The 25565-nt window shown below is 70.6% G+C and carries 23 protein-coding genes and 1 tRNA gene; 8 read left to right on the plus strand and 16 right to left on the minus strand.

Features of this window, described 5'->3' with window-relative positions; all coding sequences use genetic code 11:
- Positions 1 to 11: 11 nt before the first annotated feature.
- A complete protein-coding gene (locus ABZY12_RS05385; protein WP_356887358.1) occupies positions 12 to 1739 on the plus strand; it encodes a GAF domain-containing protein in 1728 nt (575 codons plus the stop codon).
- 155 nt (positions 1740 to 1894) lie between these two features.
- On the opposite strand, the gene ABZY12_RS05390 is transcribed toward ABZY12_RS05385, so the two are convergent.
- From ABZY12_RS05390 to ABZY12_RS05420, 7 genes are all read right to left on the minus strand, one after another.
- On the minus strand, positions 1895 to 2752 hold the full coding sequence (locus ABZY12_RS05390) for a Cof-type HAD-IIB family hydrolase (protein ID WP_356887360.1): 858 nt from the start codon (positions 2750 to 2752) through the stop codon (positions 1895 to 1897).
- Positions 2753 to 2836: 84 nt separating this feature from the next.
- Positions 2837 to 3739: an LLM class flavin-dependent oxidoreductase gene (locus ABZY12_RS05395; protein WP_356887362.1), complete on the minus strand. Its 903-nt coding sequence runs from the start codon at positions 3737 to 3739 to the stop codon at positions 2837 to 2839.
- 126 nt (positions 3740 to 3865) lie between these two features.
- Positions 3866 to 4318, minus strand: coding sequence for a hypothetical protein (locus tag ABZY12_RS05400; RefSeq protein WP_356887364.1), 453 nt, complete (start codon positions 4316 to 4318; stop codon positions 3866 to 3868).
- A 111-nt stretch (positions 4319 to 4429) separates the two neighbouring features.
- Positions 4430 to 4972 carry an RNA 2'-phosphotransferase gene (locus ABZY12_RS05405; RefSeq protein WP_356887366.1) on the minus strand — a complete coding sequence of 181 codons (543 nt, stop codon included), beginning with the start codon at positions 4970 to 4972 and terminating at the stop codon, positions 4430 to 4432.
- A gap of 162 nt (positions 4973 to 5134) precedes the next feature.
- Complete coding sequence (locus ABZY12_RS05410) at positions 5135 to 6082, minus strand: MerR family transcriptional regulator (RefSeq protein ID WP_356887368.1); 948 nt, start codon at positions 6080 to 6082, stop codon at positions 5135 to 5137.
- Positions 6083 to 6308: 226 nt separating this feature from the next.
- The gene (locus ABZY12_RS05415) at positions 6309 to 8084 is read right to left on the minus strand and encodes an SDR family oxidoreductase (RefSeq protein ID WP_356887670.1); all 1776 of its coding nucleotides are present in this window, start codon (positions 8082 to 8084) and stop codon (positions 6309 to 6311) included.
- A 2-nt stretch (positions 8085 to 8086) separates the two neighbouring features.
- Positions 8087 to 8938: a M24 family metallopeptidase gene (locus ABZY12_RS05420; RefSeq protein WP_356887370.1), complete on the minus strand. Its 852-nt coding sequence runs from the start codon at positions 8936 to 8938 to the stop codon at positions 8087 to 8089.
- 249 nt (positions 8939 to 9187) lie between these two features.
- On the opposite strand from ABZY12_RS05420, the gene ABZY12_RS05425 reads away from it, so the two are divergent.
- From ABZY12_RS05425 to ABZY12_RS05440, 4 genes are read left to right on the plus strand one after another with little or no spacing between them, the layout of a single operon-like run.
- Entirely contained in the window at positions 9188 to 10156 is a 969-nt protein-coding gene (locus ABZY12_RS05425) for an ABC transporter ATP-binding protein (protein ID WP_356887672.1), read from the plus strand.
- The gene (locus tag ABZY12_RS05430) at positions 10153 to 11055 is read left to right on the plus strand and encodes an ABC transporter permease (RefSeq protein WP_356887372.1); all 903 of its coding nucleotides are present in this window, start codon (positions 10153 to 10155) and stop codon (positions 11053 to 11055) included. Before ABZY12_RS05425 ends, ABZY12_RS05430 begins: the two co-directional genes overlap by 4 nt.
- Before the next feature lie 49 nt (positions 11056 to 11104).
- Positions 11105 to 12016: an ABC transporter ATP-binding protein gene (locus ABZY12_RS05435; protein ID WP_356887374.1), complete on the plus strand. Its 912-nt coding sequence runs from the start codon at positions 11105 to 11107 to the stop codon at positions 12014 to 12016.
- Between the two features lie 14 nt (positions 12017 to 12030).
- Positions 12031 to 12750 carry an ABC transporter permease subunit gene (locus tag ABZY12_RS05440; RefSeq protein ID WP_356887376.1) on the plus strand — a complete coding sequence of 240 codons (720 nt, stop codon included), beginning with the start codon at positions 12031 to 12033 and terminating at the stop codon, positions 12748 to 12750.
- A 110-nt stretch (positions 12751 to 12860) separates the two neighbouring features.
- On the opposite strand, the gene ABZY12_RS05445 is transcribed toward ABZY12_RS05440, so the two are convergent.
- Complete coding sequence (locus ABZY12_RS05445) at positions 12861 to 14141, minus strand: MFS transporter (RefSeq protein ID WP_356887378.1); 1281 nt, start codon at positions 14139 to 14141, stop codon at positions 12861 to 12863.
- Positions 14142 to 14195: 54 nt separating this feature from the next.
- Entirely contained in the window at positions 14196 to 14873 is a 678-nt protein-coding gene (locus ABZY12_RS05450; RefSeq protein ID WP_356887380.1) for a FadR/GntR family transcriptional regulator, read from the minus strand.
- A gap of 118 nt (positions 14874 to 14991) precedes the next feature.
- Between ABZY12_RS05450 and lpdA the strand changes: the two genes are divergently transcribed.
- From lpdA to ABZY12_RS05465, 3 genes are all read left to right on the plus strand, one after another.
- The gene (gene lpdA, locus ABZY12_RS05455) at positions 14992 to 16395 is read left to right on the plus strand and encodes a dihydrolipoyl dehydrogenase (RefSeq protein WP_356887382.1); all 1404 of its coding nucleotides are present in this window, start codon (positions 14992 to 14994) and stop codon (positions 16393 to 16395) included.
- Positions 16396 to 16439: 44 nt separating this feature from the next.
- The gene (locus ABZY12_RS05460) at positions 16440 to 17099 is read left to right on the plus strand and encodes a rhomboid-like protein (protein WP_356887384.1); all 660 of its coding nucleotides are present in this window, start codon (positions 16440 to 16442) and stop codon (positions 17097 to 17099) included.
- Positions 17100 to 17185: 86 nt separating this feature from the next.
- Positions 17186 to 17288, plus strand: a tRNA-OTHER gene (locus ABZY12_RS05465).
- Between the two features lie 92 nt (positions 17289 to 17380).
- Here the strand turns inward: ABZY12_RS05465 and ABZY12_RS05470 are convergent.
- The 7 genes from ABZY12_RS05470 to ABZY12_RS05500 form a co-directional block, all read right to left on the minus strand.
- Positions 17381 to 18187 carry an HAD family hydrolase gene (locus ABZY12_RS05470; RefSeq protein WP_356887386.1) on the minus strand — a complete coding sequence of 269 codons (807 nt, stop codon included), beginning with the start codon at positions 18185 to 18187 and terminating at the stop codon, positions 17381 to 17383.
- Positions 18184 to 19473 carry a serine--tRNA ligase gene (gene serS / locus ABZY12_RS05475; protein ID WP_356887388.1) on the minus strand — a complete coding sequence of 430 codons (1290 nt, stop codon included), beginning with the start codon at positions 19471 to 19473 and terminating at the stop codon, positions 18184 to 18186. Before serS ends, ABZY12_RS05470 begins: the two co-directional genes overlap by 4 nt.
- Positions 19474 to 20046: 573 nt before the next feature.
- Entirely contained in the window at positions 20047 to 20982 is a 936-nt protein-coding gene (gene pheA / locus ABZY12_RS05480; protein ID WP_356887390.1) for a prephenate dehydratase, read from the minus strand.
- Positions 20983 to 21029: 47 nt separating this feature from the next.
- A complete protein-coding gene (efeB, locus tag ABZY12_RS05485) occupies positions 21030 to 22292 on the minus strand; it encodes an iron uptake transporter deferrochelatase/peroxidase subunit (protein WP_356887392.1) in 1263 nt (420 codons plus the stop codon).
- A 4-nt stretch (positions 22293 to 22296) separates the two neighbouring features.
- On the minus strand, positions 22297 to 24357 hold the full coding sequence (locus tag ABZY12_RS05490) for a copper resistance protein CopC (RefSeq protein WP_356887394.1): 2061 nt from the start codon (positions 24355 to 24357) through the stop codon (positions 22297 to 22299).
- 24 nt (positions 24358 to 24381) lie between these two features.
- On the minus strand, positions 24382 to 24840 hold the full coding sequence (locus ABZY12_RS05495; protein WP_356887396.1) for a copper chaperone PCu(A)C: 459 nt from the start codon (positions 24838 to 24840) through the stop codon (positions 24382 to 24384).
- Entirely contained in the window at positions 24837 to 25547 is a 711-nt protein-coding gene (locus ABZY12_RS05500) for an SCO family protein (protein WP_356887398.1), read from the minus strand. The genes ABZY12_RS05495 and ABZY12_RS05500 overlap by 4 nt, the downstream gene beginning before the upstream one ends.
- Positions 25548 to 25565: the final 18 nt, after the last annotated feature.

Genomic DNA, 25565 nt, shown 5'->3' on the forward strand with positions numbered 1-25565 from the left:
GGCTCAAGGTCATGACCGCCGCCGTGCCCGACGCCCCGGAGCCCCAGGAACCCGACTCCCTCGACGCCGCGACCCGGGCCACCCGCAGCCTGCAGGGCTTGTCCACGGAGCTCACCGCGCGGGTGCCGCAGCTCCTGGAGGCCATGCGCTCGGTCGGCACGGGCCTCGAACTGCACGCGACCCTCGACCGTATCTGCGAGACCGCCGCCGAACTCGCCGATGCCCGCTACGCGGCCATCGGGGTCGTCGACGAGGAGGGAGAGGGCCTCTCCGACTTCGTCACCCACGGCGTCGGCGAGGACGTGGCCCGTCGGATCGGGCGGTTCCCCGACGGCCAGGCCGGGCTCCTCGGCGCGCTGATCCGGAACCCCGGGACGATCCGGCTCACCGACCTGTCCACCGACGCCCGCTCGGCCGGCTTCCCACCCGGCCACCCGCCGATGAGGAGCTTCCTCGGCGTCCCCATCCGCGTCCAGGGCGAGAACTTCGGCAACCTCTATCTCGCCGAGAAGAACGGCGGGGGCGAGTTCAACGACTACGACGTCCACATGGTCCGGGTCCTCGCCACCGAGGCGGGGATCGCCATCGGCAACGCCCGCCTGTACGAGGCCGCCCGGCAGCGGGAGCGCTGGATCGACGGCTCGGTCGCCGTCACCACCGCCCTGCTCTCCGGCGGCGACGCCGACGACGCCCTGGCGGTCGTGGCCGAACAGGCCCGCCGGCTCGCCGACGCTGCGGCCGGAATCGTGCTGTTGCCCGCCGAGGAGGGCGGCCTGGAGATCGTCGCCGTCTCCTCCGACACGCCCAGCGAGTCCCTGGGCGTGGTGATCCCGCCGGAGAGCGCGGTGGTGGAGCGTCTTCTCGACGGCGAGGCGGTGTTCGTGGACGACGTCTCGACCGATGCCCGCATGCTCAGCCGGGTGGCCGCCGAGTACGGACCCAGCATGCTGCTGCCGCTGCACAGCGGAGGCAGGGTGCTCGGGGCTCTCGCGACGCCCCGCACGCGGGGCGCCCGGGCGTTCACCGAGGCGGAGCGGACGCTGGCCACGCAGTTCGCCTCCCAGGCGGCGCTGGCCCTGATGATGGCCGACGCGCAGCGCGACCGGGAGCGGCTCGCCGTCTACGAGGACCGTGACCGGATCGCCCGCGATCTGCACGACCTCGTCATCCAGCGGCTGTTCGCCACCGGGATGATGCTGGAGAGCGCGCAGCGCAAGTCGATCGTGCCCGCCGTGCGGGAGGGGGTCGGCAAGGCCGTGGACGAACTGGACGTGACGATCCAGGAGATCCGGACGGCCATCTTCGCGCTCCAGCAAGGCCCGGCCGAGGCTCCTTCGGGTTTGCGGACCCGTGTGCTGCGGGAGATCAACATGGCCGCCGTGCCGCTCGGTTTCAAGCCCGCGCACCGCTTTCTGGGTCCGATCGACTCCGCCGTCGGTGATCTCACCGGCAAGAACCTCATCGCCGCCCTCCGCGAGGCCCTCTCCAACGCCTTCCGGCATGCGGAGGCCACGCGCATCGAGGTCGTGGTCGACGCGGACACCGAGCTGCCCGACGGCAGCGCCGGCGTGCGGCTCTCGGTCGCCGACGATGGCGTCGGCATCCCCGAGGGCGGGCGGCGCAGCGGTCTGCGCAACCTGGCGAGGCGCGCCGAGTCGCTGGGCGGATCGAGCTGGTGCGGGCCGGGCATCGGCGAGAACGGCGGCGGTACGACGGTGGTGTGGGAGGCCCCGCTGTAGCCCGCCGGGTCCGGAGCCCGCTCCGGGGCCGCCCGCTCCGGGGCCGCCCGCTCCGGGCTCGGTCGCTCCGGGGCCGCCCGCTCCAGGCCCGCCCGCTCCAGGTCCGCCCGCTCCGGGGCCGCCCGGCTCCGGCCCTTTCGCTGCCCCGCAGCGTGTCAGTCGTCGAGGGTGCCCGCGAGGATGCGTTCGATGATCACGGCCACTCCGTCGTCGTTGTTCGCGACCGTATGACCGGAGGCGGCGGCGATCACGTCCGGGTGGGCGTTGCCCATCGCGTACGAGCGGCCGGCCCAGCTGAGCATCTCGATGTCGTTGGGCATGTCACCGAAGGCGACGACCTCGTCCGCCGAGATGCCCCGCTCGGCGCAGCACAGGGCGAGGGTGGACGCCTTGGAGACGCCGAGCCCGCTGATCTCCAGCAGGGCGGTCGGGCTGGACCGGGTGAACGAGGCCAGGTCGCCGGCGGCCGCACGGGCCACGGCCAGGAAACCGTCCGGGTCGAGCTCCGAATGCTGCGCGAGCAGCTTGAGTACGGGGGCGGCCGCGCCCGGCTCCTCCTCGAACAGCAGCTTCTCCGCGGTCGCCACGGTCGCGCCCGGGTCGAGGAAGAAGGGCGGGTACTCCGGTTCGTAGTGGATGCCGGTGGTGAGCTCGACCGCGAAGGAGGCGCCGGGGGCCGCCTCGCGCAGCGCCCGTACCACCTCCAGGGCGACCGACCGGTCCAGCGGCCGCACCTCGAGGAACGTGCCGCCGGCGTGCAGATCGACGACGGCCGCGCCGTTGGCGCAGATCGCGAGACCGTGGCCATGGACGTGGTCGCTGACCACGTCCATCCAGCGGGCCGGGCGGCCGGTGACGAAGAAGACCTCGACACCTGCCCGCTCCGCGGCGGCGAGCGCCGCGACCGTACGCTCCGAGACGGACTTGTCGTCGCGCAGCAGGGTGCCGTCGAGGTCGGTGGCGATCAACCGGGGGGCCGGGGCGGCGGGGCGCGCAGAGTGAGGTGAGGTCACCGATCCATTCTTCCGTACAAGATGCACGGTCGTGCGAGAGGGCGCACATCTGAGTGCGGAACGGTGACCTGCCCGTGCGTGCGGTCAGCCGAGCTGGGCCACGGCCTCCGTCGCGATCCGCTCGAAGACCGCCTGGTCGGCGGCGAAGTCGGAGTCCGGGATCGGCCAGTGGATCACCAGCTCGGTGAAGCCCAGCTCCTGGTGGCGGCCGGCGAAGTCGACGAAGGCGTCCAGCGACTCCAGGGGGCGCCCCCGGTCCGGGGTGAAACCGGTGAGCATGATCTTGTCGAGCTCGGCCACGTCCCGGCCGGTCTCGGCGCAGGCCTTGCCGAGCTTCTCCAGCTGGCCGCGCAGGGCGTCCACCGACTGTTCCGGAGTCCCTTCCTCGAAGAGCTTCGGGTCGCCGGTCGTCACCCACGCCTGCCCGTACCGCGCGGTGAGCTTCAGCCCGCGCGGCCCGGTCGCGGCGACCGCCAAGGGCAGCCGGGGGCGCTGGAGACAGCCGGGGATGTTACGGGCCTCCAGGGCGGAGTAGTGGGTGCCCTGCTGGGTGACCGCGTCTTCGGTGAGCAGACGGTCGAGGAGGGGCAGGAACTCACCGAACCGGTCCGCCCGCTCGCGGGGGCTCCACGCCTCCTGGCCGAGGGTGGTGGCGTCGAAGCCGTTGCCGCCGGCCCCGATGCCGACGGTGACGCGGCCGCCCGAGATGTCGTCGAGGGAGATGAGCTCCTTGGCGAGCGTCACGGGGTGACGGAAGTTCGGTGACGTGACCAGCGTCCCCAGGCGCAGGCGTTCCGTGGCGGTCGCGGCGGCCGTCAGCGTCGGCAGGGCGCCGAACCACGGGCCGTCGCGGAAGGTCCGCCAGGACAGGTGGTCGTAGGTGTACGCGGCGTGGAAGCCCAGCTCCTCGGCGCGCAGCCAGCGGTCACGGCCGCCCTCGTGCCAGCGGTGGATGGGCAGGATCACGGTGCTCAGGCGCAAGGTCATGCCCACGAGCCTACGACCGCCACGATTCTCCTGTCCCCGGCCGACTCCTGCCTCCCTGTCCCGGGTGGGCTCCCGCCTCCCTTGTCCCGGTCGACTCCTGCGGGTATCAGGTGGCCTCCGTGGCTCTCAGCGGACCCTTCCGCTCAGCCAGGGGCTGAGCGTCCCGTGCTCGATGAGCTCCTTGTACGTCTCGTCGCCGGGCAGCGGAACCACCAGCCACCATCCCGGCGGGAAGAACCTGCCCTTCACATGGGCGAGTCCGCCGTGGACGGAGCGCAGGAAGGCCGGCACGGAGTCACGCGGGACGTCGTCGAACTCCACACCGTCGACGGTGATCTTCGCGTCGTCCTCGGGGAAGAGCCGCACGCTCACGGCCGGGGAGCCGCCGAGCTCGACGAACGCCTCGTGCGGGAGGGAGCCGTCCGGGTCGAGAACGGTGAAGGCGCCGGAGGAGGTCCGGCGGGAGGTCTGGTCGGCGCCGATGTCGTCCGTGACGCTCATGTCGAGGCCGTACTCGCGGGCGATCTCCCGGATCGCGGCGACGGCGGACTCGGTGGTCGGCAGATGCGCGTGTCCCATGGGGACGATCATGCCGCAGGGGGCGGCGTCAAAGCCTCGGCCCGGGAAGGGCGGTCGTCGGGGTCTCCGTCGTCGGGGTCGGCCTCAGCCCGGGAAGCGGAGGGGTCGGCCTCAGCCCGGGAAGCGGAGGAACTCCGGGGGCACCGCGTCGGTCAGCCAGACGCCGTTGGCGCTGACGTGGAAGACATGACCGGCCCGGTGCATCGCGCCGGCGTCCACGCTCAGGACCACCGGGCGGCCCCGCCGTGCGCCGACGCGGGTCGCGGTCTCCCGGTCGGGGGAGAGATGGACATGGTGGCGGGCCATGGGGCGCAGGCCCTCCGCCCGGATCGCGTCCAAACGGGCGGCGACCGTACCGTGGTAGAGGTACGCGGGCGGTTCGGCGGCCGGAAGACCGAGGTCCACCGCGACCGTGTGGCCCTGGCTGGCGCGGATCCGCGTTCCGTCGATCGCGAAGCGTTTCTTGTCGTTGCTCGCGACGACATGGTCCAGTTCGTCACGCGTGATCGGGAAGCCGTGGGCGGCGGCTGCCCGCAGCAGGGCGTCGATCTCGGTCCAGCCGTTCGCGTCGAGGACCAGCCCGATCCGTTCCGGCTGGTGACGCAGATGCTTGCTGAGGTACTTCGACACCTTCACGGTGCGTCTCTCGTCCATGGGTCTGTCCATGGCGCCAGGATGCCGAAGTGTGTTTCACGCCACCATTCCATTTTCGTGGATCAGATGTTTGATCCACAACCAACTCGACTTATCCACAGGAGAATTGACGATCCTGTGGACAACTCTGGGGCGAGTTGAGGGGAGTTGATCTATTCAGGTCTATTCGCGTTGATTTGAGCTGAGTGCATCCAATGTGCGTGTCTGTACCTCGCGTTCCGCTGCCGCGGCAATGAAGTCGGCGACGCGCTCCGGCCCAACAAGCCTCTGTACGGCCCGGACCGTCCCGGCGGGCAACGCCACCGGGCGGGGCTCATCGTCCCGCAACGGAGCCGGGCCCGCCGAAAGGTGGTGCTGAAGGTGGCGGGTGGCGAACAACCGCATCGCGCGCGCGAGTTCGGCGTCAACCGTCTGCTGCGCGAGCGGCCGCAACCGCCGCACCAGCGTCGCCGCCTCGGCGGCGTCCGCGTCGGTCGGTGGCCGTTGCTCCAGATAGCGTGCGAAGACGTGCTCGGTGGTGAACTCCAGGAAACGGGACGCTATGTGCTCGACCTGGACCCGAAGCTCCCTCAGATGACCGGAGATTGCCGAGAGCGGAACCCCCGCCGCGTACAACTCCGCTGCCACCGCCAGCTCCTGAGGACTGGGCACAAGGAATTCGTCTTCGCGGCCCGGGATCCGCTCCAGGACACCGAGCTCGATCGCCTCGTGGATCGCCTCCTCGTCGGGCTTACCGCCGAACGTGGCGTCCAGCTCCTCGCGGGAGATGCGGTCGGCTTCCTCGTCCGTCCAGGGACCGTCGACCTCCGCGACGAGACCCAGCACCCCGCCCAGCCCCCGCCCCGCGTCCCAGGCCTCCAGGAGCTCCTTGATGGAGGCCAGGGTGTAACCCCGGTCCAGCAGGTCCGCGATCTGCCGCAGCCGTGCAAGATGCGTGTCCCCGTACACGTTGGACCGGCCCCGGCGCTCGGGACGGGGCAGCAGACCACGGTCCTGGTAGGCGCGTATCGTCCGGACCGTGGCGCCGCTGTGGTGGGCCAGATCCTCGATCCGGTACTCGTGCGGGGACGGCTGCCCACCGCCGGCCGCCTGTGCTGACTGCTCCGACACACCCGCTCCCACCGATTGCTCCGCCCGCTCGCCTACGCCGGCACGGCGTGGCCCGCCGCACCGGCCGCGGTCCTCGCCACCTGGGCCGCGAGGTACTCCACGGCCTTGCGCGGGCGCCCATCCTGCGAGGGATGGTACGACCGCCGGAGAGAGCGGCGCGCCGCTCCCCCGCCGCGGTGCCGGCACCTGTCGCAGGCGACCGCCCGCTGCCCCGCCCCCTCGGCGCTCATGCCGGCGGCTCCAGCCGGGCTATCGCTCGCAGGGCCCTGGGAGCGAACCGGGACATGAAACGGGCTCCGCGCGCCTCCGGGGTGACCGGTACGACGGCCTCGTTGCGCAGGACCGCGCGCAGGATCGCGTCCGCGACCTTCTCCGGCGGATAGTTGCGCAGCCCGTACAGGCGGGATACCTGCTTCTGCCGGCGCTTCTGTTCCTCGTCGCCGGCGCCGGCGAACCGGGCCGTCGCGGTGATGTTGGTGTTCACGATGCCCGGGCATATGGCCGAGACCCCGATTCCCTGCCCCGCCAGCTCGGCACGGAGGCACTCGCTCAGCATCAGCACGGCCGCCTTGGAGGTGCTGTACGCGGGCAGGGCACGGGACGGCTGGAAGGCGGCGGCGGAGGCGGTGTTGACGATGTGGCCGCCCTGGCCGCGCTCGGCCATCTGTCCGCCGAAGATCCGGCAGCCGTGGATGACGCCCCACAGATTGACGTCGAGGACCTTCTTCCACTCCTCGCTGGTGGTGTCGAAGAACGAACCGGTCAGTCCGATGCCGGCGTTGTTGACCAGCACGTCGACGACGCCGTGGTCGCTCGCCACCTTCGCGGCCAGCTTCTCCATGGCCTGCTCGTCGCTCACGTCGACGGTCTCGCCCCATGCCTCGGGGGCGCCGATCAGCCGGGACATCTCCGCCGTCCGGGCCGCGCCCTCGCCGTCCCGGTCGACGGCGACGACGCGGGCACCGGCCTCGGCGAACGCGAAGGCGGTGGCCCGCCCGATGCCACTGGCGGCGCCGGTCACCAGGACCAGCTGTCCGCCGAACCGCTCGGCGTACTCGGGCTTCACCGCGCCCCTCGCCGCCGTCCTCGGCGCCTTGGTGGCCGGCTCCTCGTTGTTCTCCACGAACTCGGTGATCCAGGCGGCCAGCTGGTCGGGCCGGGTACGGGGAACCCAGTGCTTGGCGGGCAGGGAGCGCCGGGTGAGATCCGGCACCCAGGAGCCCAGTTCGTCGTAGAGCCGCTCGGAGAGGAACACGTCACCGGTCGGCGTGATCAGCTGCACGGGCGCGTGGGCGTAGGCGTCGGCGCGCGGCCGGCGCAGCCGTGAGCGGACGTTGTCGCGGTAGAGCCAGGCACCGTGCGCGGCGTCGGTGGGCAGGGAGGGCGTCGGATAGTCCCCGGCCGGTAGCTTCTCGACCCGCTGCAGGATCTTGGGCCACTGCCTGCCGAGCGGTCCGCGCCAGGCCAGTTCCGGTAGCACAGGCGTGTGCAGCAGGTATACGTACCAGGACTTGGCGCCCTGGCCGAGGAGCTGGCCGACCCTCTGCGGGGTGGGCCGGGCCATCCGCCGCTTGATCCAGTGTCCGAAGTGGTCCAGGGACGGGCCTGACATCGAGGTGAAGGAGGCGATCCGTCCCTCGGTGCGCGCCACCGTCACGAACTCCCAGGACTGCACCGAACCCCAGTCGTGACCGACCAGGTGGACGGGCCGGTCCGGGCTGACCGCGTCGGCCACGGCCAGGAAGTCGTCCGTCAGCTTCTCCAGCGTGAACCCGCCGCGCAGCGGGGTCGGCGCCGTGGACCGGCCGTGTCCACGGACGTCGTACAGCACCACGTGGAAGCGCTCGGCGAGCCGGTGCGCGACCTGTGACCAGACCTCCTTGGAGTCCGGGTATCCGTGCACCAACAGGACGGTCGGCCGGCTCTCGTCGCCCATTTCGGCGACACACAGTTCGATCCCGCCCGTACGGATCCAGCGCTCACGCGCCCCCTCGAGATTCACGTTCACGCCGCCCTCTCGTTCTCGTTCCAGCGCCGCACGTGCGGCAGGTCGTCGTCCAGCCAGAACGCGCTCTGCTCGGGGTCCTTCGAGTCGGTGACGACGAGGATCTCCTCGAACTTCGCGCCCGTCCCCCGGAATCCGAGGTGCGGCTCGACCGCCCACAGCCCCGGCCGGGGCGGGTGGTCGGAGAACCTGTAGGGCGACCAGAGCGGCGACCAGCCGTCCCGGTGGCCGTGGATCGCGTCGCTCGCGAGGCCCTTGAGCGACTGGGTGCCGAAGCCGAAGAGCGTGGGTGACCAGCGGCGCTCCTTCACCCGGTCGATCTTGTGGGCGATGACGCCGAAGGGATACGCGCGGTGGCGGTTGGCGTAGCCCTGGCGGACCATGAGACGGTCCACGTCCTCGTAGATCTCCCGCAGCGAGCGCCGCTCGCGCACCTCGGTCAGGATCAGCTCACGGTGGGCCCGCAGATCGGCGAGCAGCTTGTCGTGCACGGGGTTGAGCCCCAGACAGCCGGAATAGCCGATGTCGGAGGTGTAGCCCTTGTACACCGGGGCCATGTCCAGGATGAAGGGCATGCCGGCTTCGAGGCGACGGTTGGTGGGGAAGAACTGGAGGGGGATCCTGAAGTCGACGAAGGCGGTCCGGTCACCGAACCAGGCGAAGGGCCGGTGGAACCAGTCCCGTACGCCCCGCTCGTGCAGCCAGTCCCGCTGCATCTTCGCGGCCTCGCGCTCGGTCACCCCCGGCTTGAGCTGCGCCGCGACGGCCTCCGCGCATGCGTACGCGAGGCGTTGCACCTCCCTGAACCCCCGCAGTTCCGGGGTCAGTTCGCCTGTCACTGCTGAGGTCATGCCACTCGTCCGTCCCGTGTGAGCGTATGCGTGCGCTACGCGGCCGTAACTTGACACTGATGAATGTGACAATGCCCGGCGGCTGCGTCAAGGGTGCTGCGCGAGGCCTGTGGAAAACTCCGGGCGAGGGCGCGACGAACGACTTTGGTCTCGACTCCCCTACGGGTCCGTACACCTGGAGTCTGATACGGATCGAGCCGTTGGGCTGACGACCGCTGTGGTGTGCGCCACTACCGTCGAAGCGTGACTGTGATCGCCACCGAAAGCCTCAGCAAGCGGTTCCCCCGGGTGACCGCTCTCGACCGGCTCTCCCTGGACATCGGGCCCGGTGTGACCGGACTGGTGGGTGCCAACGGAGCCGGCAAGTCCACGATGATCAAGATTCTGCTCGGGCTGTCCCCCGCCACGGAGGGCCGTGCCGCCGTGCTCGGCCTGGACGTCGCCACTTCCGGCGCCCAGATCCGTGAGCGCGTGGGGTACATGCCGGAGCACGACTGCCTTCCCCCCGACGTCTCGGCCACCGAGTTCGTCGTCCACATGGCGCGGATGTCGGGCCTGCCCGCCACCGCCGCCCGCGAGCGGACGGCCGACACCCTGCGCCACGTCGGCCTGTACGAGGAGCGGTACCGCCCCATCGGCGGATACTCGACCGGTATGAAGCAGCGGGTGAAGCTGGCCCAGGCCCTGGTCCACGACCCGCAGCTGGTCCTCCTCGACGAGCCGACCAACGGCCTCGACCCCGTCGGCCGCGACGAGATGCTCGGCCTGATCCGGCGGGTCTGGACCGACTTCGGCATCTCCGTCCTCGTCACCTCCCACCTCCTGGGAGAGCTGGAGCGCACCTGCGACCACGTCGTCGTCATCGACGGCGGGCGGCTGCTGCGTTCCAGCTCCACCAGCGACTTCACCCAGACCACCACGACCCTCGCGGTCGAGGTCACCGACTCCGACACCCACCCCGACGGCGCGGCGGCCCTGCGCACGGCGCTCGCCGGCGGGGGCGTCACCCTCCACGAGGGGGTGGAGGACGGGCTGCCGGGCGCCGGCCACATCCTCCTCGTGGAGGCCGCGGGTGAGGAGACGTACGACCTGGTCCGTGACACCGTCGCCGACCTCGGCCTCGGTCTCGTCCGCATGGAGCAGCGACGGCACCACATCGCCGAGGTCTTCCGTCCCGAGGGCTCCCAGGAACAGCAGCAGGAGGTGCCGGCGCGATGAGCACCCAGGCCCAGACCCCCGAGACCACCCAGATCCACAACATCGGCTACCGCACCTACGACGGGGCGCGCCTCGGCCGCGCGTACGCGCGCCGGGCGCTGTTCTCGCAGTCGCTGCGCGGAGCGTACGGCCTCGGCCGCAGCGCCAAGTCCAAGGTGCTGCCGATGATCCTCTTCGCCGTGATGTGCGTTCCCGCGCTGATCATCGTGGCCGTGGCCGTCGCCACCAAGCTGAAGGACCTGCCGCTGGACTACACGCGGTACGCGATCTTCACCCAGGCCGTCATCGGGCTGTACCTCGCCGCCCAGGCGCCCCAGTCCGTCTCCCGCGACCTGCGGTTCAAAACCGTTCCGCTGTACTTCTCGCGTCCCATCGAGCGCATCGACTACGTCCTCGCCAAGTACGGCGCGATGGCCTCGGCGCTCTTCATCCTGACGGCTTCCCCTCTGGTGATCCTCTACATCGGCTCGCTGCTCGCCAAGATGGACTTCGCCGACCAGACCAAGGGCTTCGGTCAGGGCCTGGTGTCGGTGACCCTGCTGTCGCTGCTGTTCGGCGGCATCGGACTGGTCATGGCCGCGCTCACGCCCCGCCGCGGCTTCGGAGTGGCCGCCGTCATCGCCACCCTGGTGATCTCCTACGGCGCCGTCTCCACGCTGCAGGGCATCGCCTACGGCACGGACAACCTCGACGCCATCAAGTGGATGGGCCTGTTCTCTCCGATCACCCTGATCGACGGAGTGCAGACCGCCTTCCTCGGTGCCACCACCTCCTTCCCCGGAGGGGAAGGAGCGGGACCGGGCGCCGGAGCCGGCGCGGTCTATCTGCTCGTCGTCCTCGCGCTGATCGCCGGCTCGTACGCCGTCCTGATGCGCCGCTACCGAAAGGTCGGGCTGTGACCTCCCTTCCGTCGCCCACGACCACCCTTTCCACGGATGGGCCGCGCCCATGAGCACTCTTTCCATCGACCACACCTCGCGGTGGTTCGGCAACGTCGTGGCCGTCAACGACGTCACCATGACGATCGGCCCGGGCGTCACCGGCCTCCTCGGACCCAACGGCGCCGGGAAGTCCACCCTCATCAACATGATGGGCGGCTTCCTCGCTCCCTCCACCGGCACCGTCACCCTGGACGGGCAGCCGATCTGGCGCAACGAGTCCGTCTACCGGCAGATCGGCGTCGTGCCGGAGCGGGAGGCGATGTACGACTTCCTCACCGGCCGCGAATTCGTCGTCGCCAACGCCGAGTTGCACGGCCTGGGCGCCGCCGAGGCCCAGCGGGCGCTCGCCACGGTCGAGATGGAGTACGCGCAGGACCGCAAGATCGCCACGTACAGCAAGGGCATGCGGCAGCGCGTGAAGATGGCCTCCGCCCTCGTCCACGACCCTTCGGTGCTCCTGCTCGACGAGCCGTTCAACGGCATGGACCCGCGCCAGCGCATGCAGTTGATGGACCTCCTGCGGCGCATGGGCGCCCAGGGCCGTACGGTGCTGTTCTCCTCCCACATCCTGGAGGAGGTCGAACAGCTCGCCTCTCATATCGAGGTGATCGTGGCCGGACGGCACGCCGCCTCCGGCGATTTCCGCAAGATCCGCCGGCTGATGACGGACCGGCCGCACCGCTATCTCGTACGCTCCAGCGACGACCGGGCGCTCGCCGCCGCGCTGATCGCCGATCCGTCCACGGCCGGCATCGAGGTCGACCTGGCGGAGGGCGCGCTGCGCATCCAGGCGGTGGACTTCGGCCGCTTCACGGAGCTGCTGCCCCGTGTCGCCCGGAGCCAGGGGATCCGGCTCCTGACGGTGTCGCCGTCGGACGAGTCCCTCGAATCGGTCTTCTCGTACCTCGTAGCGGCCTGAAAGGAGCCTGACCGATGTACAACCCCACAGTCGCCCGGCTCACTTACCGGGCCCTGCTCGGCCGCCGACGGGCCCTGATCCTCTTCGCGCTGCCCGCGCTCCTGATCGTCATCGCCACGGCGGTGCGCTTCTTCAACGGCGCCGACGACCAGATCGCCGCCGACGTCCTGGGCGGCTTCGCCCTCGCCACCATGGTCCCGCTGATCGGCGTCATCGCCGGAACGGGAGCGATCGGCCCCGAGATCGACGACGGCTCGATCGTCTATCTGCTCTCCAAGCCGGTGAAGCGGCCCGCGATCATCTTCACCAAGCTGATCGTGGCGATCGCCGTGACGATGGTCTTCTCGGCCGTCCCCACCTTCGCCGCGGGCATGATCCTCAACGGCAACGGGCAGCAGGTCGCGGTGGCCTACACCGTCGCCGCCCTGGTCGCCTCCATCGCGTACAGCGCCCTCTTCCTGCTGCTCGGCACGGTCAGCCGCCACGCGGTGGTCATCGGACTGGTCTACGCCCTGGTCTGGGAGGCCCTGTTCGGCTCTCTGATCTCCGGGGCGAAGACCCTCAGCGTCCAGCAGTGGGCGCTGGCGGTGGCCCAGAAGGTCAGCGGCGAGGGCCTGGTCACCTCGGACGTGGGCCTTCCGGCCGCCGTGGCACTGCTGGTCGGGGTGACGGTCCTGGCGACCTGGTACGCCGGCCAGAAGCTGCGGACGCTGAAGCTGGCGGGCGAAGAGTAGCCCAGCACCCAGCACCCAGCACCCAGCACCGCGACCGGCCCCCGAGCGCCCACCCCCCGGCGCCCCGGCAGCCGGGCGCCCCGCCCACGGCTCGCGGGGGACCGGTGGTCTCAGACCTTCCGGTCCCTCGCCGCGAGCAGTCCCACGCCCAGGGCCGCCGCGCAGACGCACAGCACCAGCACGATCGGCACGGTCCAGGAGCCTGTCGTCTGGTGCACCGCCCCGGCGGCCAGCGGGCCCGCCGCGGCGAGCAGATAACCGACGGTCTGGGCCATCCCGGAGAGCCGGGAAGCGGTCACCGCGTCGCCCGAGCGCAGCACGATCAACGTGAGGGCCAGGCCCACCGCCCCGCCCTGCCCGACACCGAGGACGGCGGACCACAGCCACGCCCCCTGGACCGGGGCGACCATCAGCCCCGCGTACCCCGCCGCGACCAGCGTCGTGACCAGGACGACCAGCGGACGCTGGCTCCGCATCCGCCCCGCGAGGAGCGGCACGGCGAAGGCGCCCGCCACCTGGATCAGGTTGTTGAAGGCGAAGACGACACCCGCCGTCTCCCGGCTCATCCCGTGGTCCGTGAAGATCGTCGGCATCCACGCGATCAGGACGTACGACCACAGCGACTGCAGGCCCATGAAAAGGGTCACCTGCCACGCGAGCGCCGACCGCCAGACGCTCCTGGCGGGCACCGCCGGAACGCCCCGTCCCCCTGCCCGTACCCCCGCACCCACCTCATGGCCCGTACGGCCGCGGGCGATCAGCACCTGCGGCAGCCACGCCACCGCCGCGAGCGCCGCGAGCAGCGACCAGAAGGCGAGTGAGGCCTCCCAACTCCCGCCGAAGGCCCGCTCCAGCGGAACGGAGGCCGCCGCGACCACTGTCGCACCCGCGATCATCGCCCCCGTGTAGACGGAGGTCATGGACGCCGCCCGGTCCGGGAAGTCCCGCTTGATCAGGCCCGGCATCAGCACATTGAGCAGCGCGATCGCCGTACCGACCAGGACACCGCCGCCGTACAGCGCGTACACCGACGGCAGGACTCGCACCAGGATCCCCGTCCCCAGCAGCACCAGCGCGGCGAGGAGCACCGGTTCCGCGCCGAAGCGCCGCCCGAGCCATGGAGCCACCAGCGCGCCGACCCCGAGGAAGAGCACCGGCACGGACGTCACCAGCGAACTCGCCGTCGACGACAGCCCGAACGCCGTCGAGATCTCGCTCACCAGCGGCGAGACGCTCGCCAGCGCGGCCCGCATGTTGAGGGAGGCCAGCACGATCCCGACCATCAGCAGAGCGGGGTGGGCGAGCAACGCCCGCCGCGCGGCGGCCCCTTGAGGCGAGGGCCGGACACCGGCCTCGGCGTCGACGAGCAGAGGTGTTTCGGGGCGGGACAAGAGATCGTTCCTTTTTTCTTCTGCGTACGGGAGTTCAGCGGACGGGCGGCGGCGTCACGGGGCGCCGGAAAGCAAGGCGACCGTCTCCATCGGGACGCGCAGCAGCTCCCGGGCACCCGCCTCCGCGGCCGCCGGGTCCCCCGCCTCGATCGCCCCGACCACCGCCTCGTGCGCGTCGATGTCGACCGGCGGCATCTGCCGGTCGCCCAGCGCCTCCACCAGCACCTCGTGCACCTGGGCGGAGAAGAAGCGGTACACCTCGACGAAGGCGGCGTTGTGCGTGGCCTCGACGACCGCGAGGTGGAAGGCCAGGTCCGCGTCCGCGTCGCGGTCGCCCTCCTCGCGCAGGGTGGCCAGGGCCGCCCGCAGCCGCAGCAGGTCGTGGGTGTCCCGCCGTCCCGCCGCCAGCCGTGCTGCCTCCGCCTCCAGAGCGACCCGCAGCTCCAGGACGTCCCGCGCACCCGCATGGCGCATTCCGCGCAGGACGGCGGCCGGATCGGCCGTCGACCTGACGAAGGTGCCGTTGCCCTGGCGGGACTCCAGCAGACCCGCGTGGACCAGCACCCGTACCGCCTCGCGGACGGTGTTGCGGCCGACGCCCAGCTGCCCGGCGAGCTCGTGCTCGGTCGGAATACGGTCACCGACCGCCCACTCGCCCTCAGCGAGCTGGGCCCGCAACTGCTCCACCACGGAGTCCACCAGCGAGGTCCGACCCGCCGCCTTCAGCGCCATCACCACTCCCTATTCGCCCGGTTGCCCAGTCATCCTACAAGTGGGTCGCTGCGGCGCCCGGGATTACTGTGGGCTCGTACGCGGACACGAACATCCTCACCACCTTCGGGAGTCAGTCATGTCAGACCGCTTCGACGTCGTCGTGCTCGGAGCCGGCCCCGGCGGCTACGTCGCCGCCATTCGCGCCGCTCAGCTGGGCAAGCGGGTCGCGGTCGTCGAAGAGAAGTACTGGGGTGGTGTCTGCCTGAACGTCGGCTGCATCCCCACCAAGGCGCTGCTGCGCAACGCCGAGCTGGCCCACATCTTCAACCACGAGGCCAAGACCTTCGGCATCAAGGTCGACGGCACGGTCTCCTTCGACTACGGCGAGGCGTTCCGCCGCAGCCGCACGGTCGCGGACGGCCGGGTCAAGGGCGTCCACTATCTGATGAAGAAGAACGGGATCACCGAGTTCGACGGCCGGGGCACCTTCCTCGACGCGAACACCCTCCAGGTGGCCAAGTCCGACGGCACGACGCAGACGATCGCCTTCGACAACTGCATCATCGCCACCGGCGCCACCCCCCGCCTGCTGCCCGGCACCGCCCGCAGCGAGCGCGTGGTGACCTTCGAGGAGCAGATCGTCGCCGAGGACGTCCCGCAGTCGATCGTCATCGCCGGCGCCGGAGCCATCGGCATCGAGTTCGCGTACGTCCTGCACAACTACGGCGTGAAGGTCACCATCGTCGAGTTCCTCGACAGGATCGCCCCGCTGGAGGACGAGGACGTCTCCAAGGAGCTGGCCAAGCAGTACCGCAAGCTCGGCATCGACGTCCTGACCTCCACCCGCGTCGAGACCATCGACGAGTCGGGCCCGCAGGTCCGCGTCACCGTCACCGGCAAGGACGGCGCCCAGAAGGTCCTGGAGGCCGACAAGGTCCTCCAGGCGATCGGCTTCGCGCCCAATGTCACCGGTTACGGCCTGGAGAACACCGGCGTCGCCCTCACCGAGCGCGGCGCGATCGACGTCGACGGCCGCTGCCGCACCAGCGTGCCGCACATCTACGCCATCGGCGATGTCACCGCCAAGCTGATGCTCGCGCACACCGCCGAGTCCATGGGCGTCATCGCCTCCGAGACCATCGCGGACGCCGAGACCATGGAGCTCGACTACCCGATGATCCCGCGCGCCACCTACTGCCAGCCGCAGATCGCCAGCTTCGGCTGGACCGAGGCGCAGGCGCGTGAGAAGGGCTTCGACGTCAAGGTCGCCAAGTTCCCGTTCACCGCGAACGGCAAGGCGCACGGCCTCGGCGACTCGACCGGCTTCGTGAAGATCATCAGCGACGCGAAGTACGGCGAGATCATCGGCGCCCACCTGATCGGCCCCGACGTCACCGAGTTGCTGCCCGAGCTCACCCTGGCGCAGCAGTGGGACCTGACCGTCCACGAGGTGGCGCGCAACGTGCACGCCCACCCGACCCTGGGCGAAGCGGTGAAGGAAGCGATCCACGGCCTCGCCGGCCACATGATCAATTTCTGAGGCTTCTCAGGAATCTCCCACTTCACCGTGGTAGGCACGGAAACGTGCCGAGCGAAACCCTCCCGGGTGGCGAACCGTCCCGACCGATCGGGTCGTGGGTGCGTTCGTCACCCGGTACGCATGTCTGGCTGCTGATCATCGCGATCACCGGCCTCGTCATCGCGCTGTCCTCCGACGGCCTGGAGCACTACCTGCTGCACCGCAACAGCAGCAATCTGCACCAGCTCTCCCACCACCCCGTCCAGGCGCTGCTCGGCAGCGCGTTCTGGATCGAGAACCCGTCGGCCCTGCTGCTGTACGCGCTGCTCTTCGAGGTCTTCCACGCGCCCGTCGAGCGGTGGATCGGAACGCCGAGGTGGCTCCTCACCGTCGCCACGGCCCACGTCGCGGCGACGCTCATCAGCCAGAAGCTGGTCCTGGAAGCCATCCAGGACCACGACCTGCCGCGCAGCATGGCGCATGTCGTGGACATCGGCGTCAGCTACGGCCTCGCGGCATCGGCGGGCATCCTCACGTACCGGCTGCCCCGGCCGTGGCGACGGCTCTACCTGGCGGCGGCGGTGGCGTTCTTCGCCGTACCGCTGTGCACCCGGCAGACGTACACCGACGTCGGTCACGCGCTCTCGCTGGTGATCGGCCTGGCGTGCCGTCCGCTGACGCGCGGAAAACCGATGGCCGTCCTACGTCTGCCTCGCGCAGACTAGATGCGCGGGGGACGTCGGGGGACGCCTTCCTCGCCGGGGCGGTCGCTTCGAGCGCGCGGACCTCGGTCCGCGCGGACCGCCCTCCCGGAGGATTTGCCGAGTGGGAAGGCACGGGCTTGCGCTGTGTTTGATTCACGGCGAGTCCTGGTCGGGGTCGCCCCCGCGCGCGTTCGATCCGCGCATCCTCCGCCGCGGCACCCGAGGTCGTGTCCCGGGCTGGGGGGCGTCTCGCCGATCTTGCCGGGCTCGCGGCTGATCCGGCCTGATCGACGAGACATTCCCTAGCGCGCCAGCAGACGCTCCAGGACGACCGCGATGCCGTCGTCCTCGTTCGACGACGTCACCTCGTCCGCCACGGCCTTCAGCTCGTCGTGCGCGTTCGCCATCGCCACGCCCCGCGCCGCCCACGCGAACATCGGTATGTCGTTCGGCATGTCACCGAACGCGATCGTCTCCGCCGCCTTCACACCCAGCCTGCGCGCCGCCAGCGACAGCCCCGTCGCCTTGCTCAGGCCGAGCGGAAGGATCTCCACGATCCCCTCCCCCGCCATGACGACGTCCACCAGACTGCCGACCGTCTCGCGGGTGACCCGCGCCAGCTCGTCGGACGACAGCGTCGGGTGCTGGATGTAGATCTTGTTCAGCGGGGCCGACCACAGCTCCGAAGGGTCCTCGTACGGGACCGACGGCAGGCCGCCCCCGAGGACGCGGTAGCCCGGGCCCACCAGGACCTCGCCCTCCAGGCCGTCACGGCTCGCGGCCAGCGCCAGCGGGCCCACCTCCGCCTCGACCTTCGACAGGGCGAGCCCGGCGAGCTGCCGGTCCAGCGTGAGCGAGGTCAGCAGGCGGTGCTCACCCGCGTGGTACACCTGCGCGCCCTGACCGCACACCGCGAGCCCGTCGTAACCGAGGTCGTCGAGGATGTGCCGGGTCCAGGGCACGGACCGGCCGGTGACGACGATGTGCGCCGCCCCCGCCGCCACCACGGCGGCGAGAGCGTCACGCGTGCGCTCCGAGACGGAATCGTCGCCACGCAGCAGCGTGCCGTCCAGGTCCGTCGCGACGAGCCGGTAGGGAAAGGGGCTCACTTGGAGATCGGCTCCAGGACCTCACGGCCACCGAGGTAGGGCCGCAGCACCTCGGGCACCCGCACCGAGCCGTCGGCCAGCTGGTGGTTCTCCAGGATCGCCACGATCGTGCGCGGTACGGCGCACAGCGTGCCGTTCAGCGTCGCCAGCGGCTGGACGACCTTCTTGCCGTCGCGGTCGTCACGCATCCGCACGGACAGCCGGCGCGCCTGGAAGCCGTCGCAGTTCGACGCCGAGGTCAGCTCGCGGTACTTCCCCTGCGTCGGGATCCACGCCTCGCAGTCGAACTTCCGCGAGGCCGAGGCGCCCAGGTCGCCGGTGGCCACGTCGATGACCTGGAACGGCAGCTCCAGGCTGGTCAGCCACTGCTTCTCCCACTCCAGGAGACGCTTGTGCTCGTTCTCGGCGTCCTCCGGAGCGACGTACGAGAACATCTCGACCTTGTCGAACTGGTGGACCCGGAAGATGCCCCGGGTGTCCTTGCCGTACGTGCCGGCCTCGCGGCGGAAGCACGGCGAGAATCCGGCGTAGCGCAGCGGCAGCTTGTCCGCGTCGATGATCTCGTCCATGTGGTACGCGGCGAGCGGCACCTCGGACGTACCGACGAGGTAGTAGTCGTCCTTCTCCAGGTGGTACACGTTCTCCGCGGCCTGGCCGAGGAAGCCCGTGCCCTCCATGGCGCGCGGACGGACCAGCGCCGGCGTCAGCATCGGGATGAACCCGGCCTCCGTGGCCTGCGCGATCGCCGCGTTGACGAGGGCGAGCTCGAGGAGCGCGCCCACGCCCGTGAGGTAGTAGAAGCGCGAGCCGGAGACCTTGGCGCCCCGCTCGACGTCGATGGCGCCCAGCGCCTCGCCCAGCTCCAGGTGGTCCTTGGGCTCGAAGCCCTCGGCCGCGAAGTCGCGGATGGTGCCGTGCGTCTCCAGGACGACGAAGTCCTCCTCGCCGCCGACCGGCACGTCCTCGTGGACGATGTTCCCGAGCTGGAGGAGAAGGGCGCGCGCCGTCTCGTCGGCCTCGTTCTGCTCGGCCTCGGCGGCCTTGACGTCGGCCTTCAGCTGCTCGGCCTTCTGCAGGAGCTCGGCGCGCTCCTCCGGGGTGGCCCTGGGGATCAGCTTGCCGAGCGCCTTCTGCTCGGAACGGAGCTCGTCGAAGCGGACGCCGGACGACCTGCGCCGCTCATCGGCGGAGAGCAGGGCGTCGACGAGCTGGACGTCCTCTCCACGGGCGCGCTGGGAGGCGCGAACACGGTCGGGGTCCTCACGGAGCAGGCGAAGGTCAATCACCCCACCAGGCTACCGGTGCGGGCTCGCGGCCCCCCACCCGATATCGCCGAGCGTGTCGCTTTGCCCTAATTGCCAGAATTGGGAAATGCTCTCCCTATTCGTCAATAAACAGTGTGCGAGCCCCCGAAAAGGGGCGGATCGCCTGGGGTGGCTTGACCGAACCGCCGAGTGGATCACGTGACTTCTCCACAGGAGGAGGGGGACCCGTCAAGTTATCCACAGCCTGTGCGGGAGTTCTGTGGATCACGGAGGAGATCATTCCGAATCGGGCACCGGGGTCCGAGAATTCTCCGACCAAACCCCCCTCGCGTACTCATTCCGTGGGAATTCCTCGCCCTAAAGAGTTGATCAAGGGAATTGAGCTGACACGGGCTGCCGTGCGGCGCTGTGGACGCATGTGAGTGGCTAGGGCGATTTGTCGATCATGTCGGCATGCATTATCGACTTGTCCCCAGGTCGAGAGAACGCCTGTGGATAACTTCTGTGGGTAAGCGAAAAGTATGCAGGTAGGACTTGTGGTCCAAACCTGTGGACGACCGCCCCCACGCAAGGGGGCGATCGGGGACTATCGCCTCAGGCCCGACCGTCCTGGGCCCTCGCCAGCCAATCGGAGGCCGCCATGAACTCCGCGTCCGACGTCCCGAGCCGCAGCGCCCGTACGTCCTTCTTCGCGACGCCCGCCCGCGGGTACGACCCGAGGAACCGCACCTGCGGGCAGATCCGCTTCAGCCCCATGAGCGCCTCGCCCACGCGCCGGTCGGAGATATGGCCCTCGGCGTCCACGGCGAAGCAGTAGTTGCCGATGCCCGCGCCCGTGGGGCGGGACTGGATCAGCATCAGATTGACCCCGCGCACCGCGAACTCCTGGAGCAGTTCGAGGAGCGCACCGGGGTGGTCCTCGCGCAGCCACAGCACGACGGAGGTCTTGTCCGCGCCGGTGGGAGCCGCCGGCCGGGCCGGACGGCCCACGAGGACGAACCGGGTCTCGGCGTTCTCCGCGTCGTGGATCTCGGTGACCAGCGACTCCAGGCCATAGGTCGCGGCCGCGAACTCGCCGGCGAAGGCCGCGTCGAAACGGCCCTCCTGCACGAGCCGGGCCCCGTCCGCGTTGGACGCGGCCGACTCCCACAGGGCGTCGGGCAGATGAGCGCGCAGCCAGTTCCGCACCTGCGGCTGGGCGACCGGGTGGCCGGTGACGGTCTTGATCTCGGAAAGCTTGGTTCCCGGCCGTACGAGCAGGGCGAAGGCGATGGGGAGGACGACCTCGCGGTAGATCATCAGCGGCTCGCCGGAGGCCAGCTCGTCCAGGGTGGCGGTGACCCCGCCCTCCACCGAGTTCTCGATCGGTACGAGAGCGGCAGCGGCCTCTCCGTTGCGTACGGCGTCCAGCGCGGCCGGGACGGAGACCATCGGGACGAGTTCCCGGGTCGCCGCCTCGGGCAGCGTACGCAGCGCGGCCTCCGTGAAAGTGCCTTCGGGACCGAGATACGTATACCGCGTGGCTGACATACGGTCACCCTAATAGGCGCCGACGGCGCCCGCCGCGCCGAGCGGGGTCATGACTCCAGAAGCCGCTGGCCCACGTACTCGCCCTCGGCGGGCCCGCCGGGTACGGCGAAGAGGCCGCTCGCCTCGTGCCGGACGAAGGGGGACAGGGCGTCGCCCCGGTCGAGCTTGCGCTGGACCGGTACGAAGCCCCGCAGCGGATCGGCCTGCCAGCAGATGAAGAGGAGACCGGCGTCGGGGGTCCCATCGGGGCCGATCCCGTCGTGGAAGGAGAAGGGCCGGCGCAGCATGGCCGCTCCGCCGTTCTGTTCGGGGGCGGAGATGCGGGCATGGGCGTTGTCCGGGATGACCGGTTTCCCGTCCGGGCCGAGCTTGTCCAGGTCCGGCTCGGTCGTCTCGGTCCCGCCGGTGAGCGGGGCGCCGTCAGACTTGCGCCGCCCGATGACCTTCTCCTGCTTGTCCTGGGACAGCTTCTCCCAGTCGTCGAGCAGCATCCGGATCCGGCGGACGACGGCGTACGAACCCCCGGCCATCCACTCCTGCGTCCCGGCCGCCCCCTGAGGGACGAAGATCCGGCGGTCGAAGTCGGGGTCGGTCGGCTTGGGGTTGCCGGTGCCGTCGACCTGGCCCATGAGGTTCCGGGCCGTCATCGGGCGGGCGGTGGCGCCGGCCGAGCGGTTGAAGCCGTTCATCTGCCAGCGGACCTTGGCGGCGGCGCCGGCGTCCTTCTGCAGTGCGCGCAGGGCGTGGAAGGCGACCAGCGCGTCGTCGGCGCCGATCTGTACCCACAGATCGCCCTCCGACCGCTTCGGGTCGAGGGCGTCGGCGGAGAAGGCGGGCAGCGGGTCGAGCTGCGCCGGGCGGCGCGCGGTGAGCCCGGTACGGCTGAAGAAGGAGTGACCGAAGCCGAAGGTGACCGTCAGCGAGGAGGGGCCGGCGTCGAGCGCGATGCCCGTGTCGTCGGTCGACGGCTTGCCCTCCATGAGCGCCTTCGCCGTCGCCGACCAACGGCGCAGCAGGGCGGCGGCCTCCTTGCGGCCCGCGCCGGGGGCGAGGTCGAAGGCGACGAGATGGCCTCGGGACTGAAGCGGAGTGGTGATCCCCGCTTGATGTTTCCCGTGAAACATCACCTCCGTCGAACCGACCGTGGTCAGTGCGGGGGAAGTGTCGGACCCGGAGTCCGGGCCGCCCCCCGAGACGGCCGCGTACATCCCGGCGCCGCCGGCGGCGCCGAGCGCGAGACCGGCCGCACCCGCCGCACCGACCGTGCCGAGCATCCGTCGCCGGGAGATCTCAAGGTTGTCGTCGCTCACGAGGTCAGCCGATCTTCACGTTCTTGTCGATGGTGGTCTGGTCGATGTCCGAGGTGCGGACGGTCACCTGGATCTGCCATTCGCCGGGCATCGGGATCTGTACGCCGCTGGCGCTCCAGTGGCCGGTCTGGATCCGGTCCGGCGCGACGGGGAGCGGGCCGACGTCCTTCTCCTTGAGGGTGAAGGCGACCTTGATCTCGGGGACGTCGAGGGGGCGTCCGTTGGGCCGGTCCACGTAGATGTGCAGGGCGTTGGCCCCGGTGCGGCCCGGGTCGAGGCTCAGCCGTACGGTGCCCTTGCCGTCCACGCCCCCGGTGTCGAACGGGAGGCGGATGTCGACGGGCCGGTCGGGTACGGCGGTCGAGCCGGAGGCGGAGGAGGACCGGCCGGCCTCTTCCTCCGTACGGGCGGGCTCGGTCGAAGTCAGTACGGTCGTCACGGCGAGCAGCACCACGGCGACGGCGGCTTCGGTGAGTACGGAGCGCCGGAGTCCGGCGCGCTCGGGGTCGGCGTCCCGGTCCCGCTTGCGGCGCGCGGTGGCGACGGCGGCCCGCTGCCGGGCGAGTTGCGCGGCGCGCTCGGGGGCGACGGTTTCCGCTCGTACGGCCTCGGCGGCCTCTTCGGTATCAGCGGTCCCGGCGCCTTCTTCGGTCTCGGCAGCATCTTCGGTCTCGGCAGCTTCTTCAGCCTCCGCGGCTTCTTCAGCCTCGGCGGCTTCCTCGGCCGAGGGCGTCTCCTCCGCGGCCTCGTCCTCCGCCGCCTCGTCCTCGGCGGCCGGGTCCTCCGCGGCTGCGTTCGTCTCCGCGGACGCCTCGGCCCTCGCCGGTGCGCCGAGTCGCTGGGTCCAGCGGCGCGAGACCCAGGCGATGCCGACCAGCACGGCGACGAGTCCGATCTTGACCAGCAAGAGCCTGCCGTACGAGGTGCCGGTCAGCGCGGACCAGGAGCCGACCTGCCGCCAGGACTGGTACAGCCCGGTCGCCGTCAGGACGAGTACCGCACCGAAGGCGATCTTCGAGAAGCGCTCCACGGCGGCCCGTTCGATCCCGGGTGCCCGGTACAGCGCGACGAGCAGGGTCACGAGGCCGCCGAGCCAGGCCGCCACCGCGAGCAGGTGCAGGATGTCGACGGGCATGGCGACGCCCGGCTGGATGCCGGTGGAGGCGTGCTCGGCGAGCGCCCAGGTGCCGGCGATCCCGGCCGCCACCACCGTGCCGCCGATCGCGAGTCCGAAGGTGAGGTCCTTCTTCTCCTTCTCGTCGGTCCGCTTCGTGTACGCCCCGAACAGCACGGCCACGAAGAGCGCCGCCGCGCCGAGGAGCATCAGCCGGGAGATCAGCGCGGCGCCCGTCTTGGTCTCCAGGACCGCCTTCAGCCCGCTGAGGTCGAAGGCGTCGGCGAGCTCTCCCGATCCGGTGTACGGGTTGCGGAGCAGCAGCATGGCGAGGGTGGCGGCGGTGAGGGTCAGCCAGCCCCGGACCACGAGCCGTTGTACCGGTCGGGCGCTCGCGCCGCGCGGCCAGCAGGCGAGGACGAAGGCGCCGCCGCCGACGAGGACGGTGAAACCGGCGTACGCGAGATAGCGCGCGATGCCGTACAGCGTGCCGACGAGTCCGCCGCCGGCCTCCCGGTCGGGGAGGGCGACGGAGGTCTGGGAGGGGGCGCCGATGGAGAAGGTGAAGGCGCCCGCGATGGGGTGGCTGTCGGCGGAGACGGTCTGCCAGGCCACGGTGTAGGTGCCTTCGGGCAGGCCGGAGCGGAGCCCCACGCCGTACCGGACGATCGATCCGCTGCACAGGTCGCGGATCTCGCCGGTGTCGACGCGCTTTCCCGCCGGGTCGAGGACCCGGATCGAGTCGGCGCTCATGGCGACCTGTTCGGAGAAGGTGAGGTTGACGTCCTTGGGGGCGGTGGCGACCACCGCCCCGTCCTTCGGGTCGCTGCCGGTGAGCGCGGCGTGCGCGGACGCGGGGGCGGCACCGGCGAGCAGGGTGCCCAGGAGCGCGGCCACGACGAGCAGCAGCCGGGTCAGGGCGGTTCCGAGGCGCGGGGCGGTGGCTGGCATGTGTGTGTCAGTCCCTCGACTGGCTCAGTGCTGCTTCGGGTTGTGGGTGGCGGCCTCGACGGGAAGGTCGACCTTGATGGGGTCGGACTTCTCGAAGTGCAGCTCGATGCTGACCTTCTCGCCCTGCTTCGGCTTCTGCTTGATGTTCATGAACATGATGTGGTTTCCGCCGCGGACGAGGTTCAGCTCGCCCTTGGCGGGGATGTCGAAGGACTTCACCTCCCGCATCTTCTGGTCCTTCGTCTCGTGGATCTGGACGTCGTCCGAGAGGGAGCTGGTGACGGAGGTGAGCTTGTCCGCGGTGTCGCTGTCGTTCTCGATGGTCAGGAAGCCGCCGGCCATGTCCATCACGGGCTGGGGCATGAAGGCGCCGCTGACCTTCAGCCGGGGCTGGTCGCCGGAGCTGTCGGTCGAACACCCGGTCAGAGCCAGCCCGGCGGAGAGAGCTATGGCGGCGAACAGGGTGGTGGTGCGGCGGTTCACGGGTTCTCCCCCTTGATGAGCTTCGGCAGGTCCTTGGCGTATTCGTCGACGGTGGTGTCCTCGCCGTACAGGACGTAGCCCTGGTCGGTCGTGGGCGAGAACGCGATCACCTGGGCTCCGTGCATGGAGACGACCGAGCCGTCCTTCTCCTTCTTCGGCGGGTCGATGCCGATGCCGATCTGGCGGGCGCCCGCCTGGATCGTGGAGAAGTCACCGGTGAGGCCGGTGAAGGAGGGGTCGCCGGCGGCCGGCAGCCACTTGGCGAGCTCGGCCGAGGTGTCCCGCTCGGGGTCGGTGGTGACGAAGACGACCTGGAGCTTGTCCTGGTCGGCCTTGGGGAGCTGCTTCTTGGCGATGGCGATGTTGCTCATCGTCAGCGGGCAGACGTCGGGGCAGTGGGTGTAGCCGAAGTAGATCAGGGTCGGCTTGCCCTTGGTCCGCTCGCGCAGGTCGTACTTCTTGCCCTGGGTGTCGGTGAGGACGAGGTCGGGCTTGGCGAACGGGCGGTCGAGGACGGTGCCCGCCTTGGTGGTGTCCGTGTCGCTGGAGACCTCGGCGACGGGTCCGACTCCGGCGCTCGTGGTGCTGTCGCCGTACAGGCCGACGACGGCCGTCACGCCGAGGGCCGCGACGGCGGCGACGGCGGCGACGATCAGGGGGGCGCGCCGGCCGGGCCGGGCCTGCTCGTCGTTCTTCTGGACTGACATGGTGTTCTCTCTCGGGAG

This window comes from Streptomyces sp. NPDC006551, assembly GCF_040611675.1.
Taxonomy (GTDB): domain Bacteria; phylum Actinomycetota; class Actinomycetes; order Streptomycetales; family Streptomycetaceae; genus Streptomyces.

What these genes read in the sequence shown, in the direction of transcription:
- ABZY12_RS05385 (WP_356887358.1), top strand. Translation starts at nt 12, where the DNA reads ATGACCGCCGCCGTGCCCGACGCCCCGGAGCCCCAGGAACCCGACTCC.
- ABZY12_RS05395 (WP_356887362.1), bottom strand. Translation starts at nt 3,739, where the DNA reads ATGACCTTGCGCCTGAGCACCGTGATCCTGCCCATCCACCGCTGGCAC.
- ABZY12_RS05400 (WP_356887364.1), bottom strand. Translation starts at nt 4,318, where the DNA reads ATGGGACACGCGCATCTGCCGACCACCGAGTCCGCCGTCGCCGCGATC.
- ABZY12_RS05405 (WP_356887366.1), bottom strand. Translation starts at nt 4,972, where the DNA reads ATGGACGAGAGACGCACCGTGAAGGTGTCGAAGTACCTCAGCAAGCAT.
- ABZY12_RS05420 (WP_356887370.1), bottom strand. Translation starts at nt 8,938, where the DNA reads ATGACCTCAGCAGTGACAGGCGAACTGACCCCGGAACTGCGGGGGTTC.
- ABZY12_RS05430 (WP_356887372.1), top strand. Translation starts at nt 10,153, where the DNA reads ATGAGCACCCAGGCCCAGACCCCCGAGACCACCCAGATCCACAACATC.
- ABZY12_RS05435 (WP_356887374.1), top strand. Translation starts at nt 11,105, where the DNA reads ATGAGCACTCTTTCCATCGACCACACCTCGCGGTGGTTCGGCAACGTC.
- ABZY12_RS05440 (WP_356887376.1), top strand. Translation starts at nt 12,031, where the DNA reads ATGTACAACCCCACAGTCGCCCGGCTCACTTACCGGGCCCTGCTCGGC.
- ABZY12_RS05450 (WP_356887380.1), bottom strand. Translation starts at nt 14,873, where the DNA reads ATGGCGCTGAAGGCGGCGGGTCGGACCTCGCTGGTGGACTCCGTGGTG.
- lpdA (WP_356887382.1), top strand. Translation starts at nt 14,992, where the DNA reads ATGTCAGACCGCTTCGACGTCGTCGTGCTCGGAGCCGGCCCCGGCGGC.
- pheA (WP_356887390.1), bottom strand. Translation starts at nt 20,982, where the DNA reads ATGTCAGCCACGCGGTATACGTATCTCGGTCCCGAAGGCACTTTCACG.
- ABZY12_RS05490 (WP_356887394.1), bottom strand. Translation starts at nt 24,357, where the DNA reads ATGCCAGCCACCGCCCCGCGCCTCGGAACCGCCCTGACCCGGCTGCTG.
- ABZY12_RS05500 (WP_356887398.1), bottom strand. Translation starts at nt 25,547, where the DNA reads ATGTCAGTCCAGAAGAACGACGAGCAGGCCCGGCCCGGCCGGCGCGCC.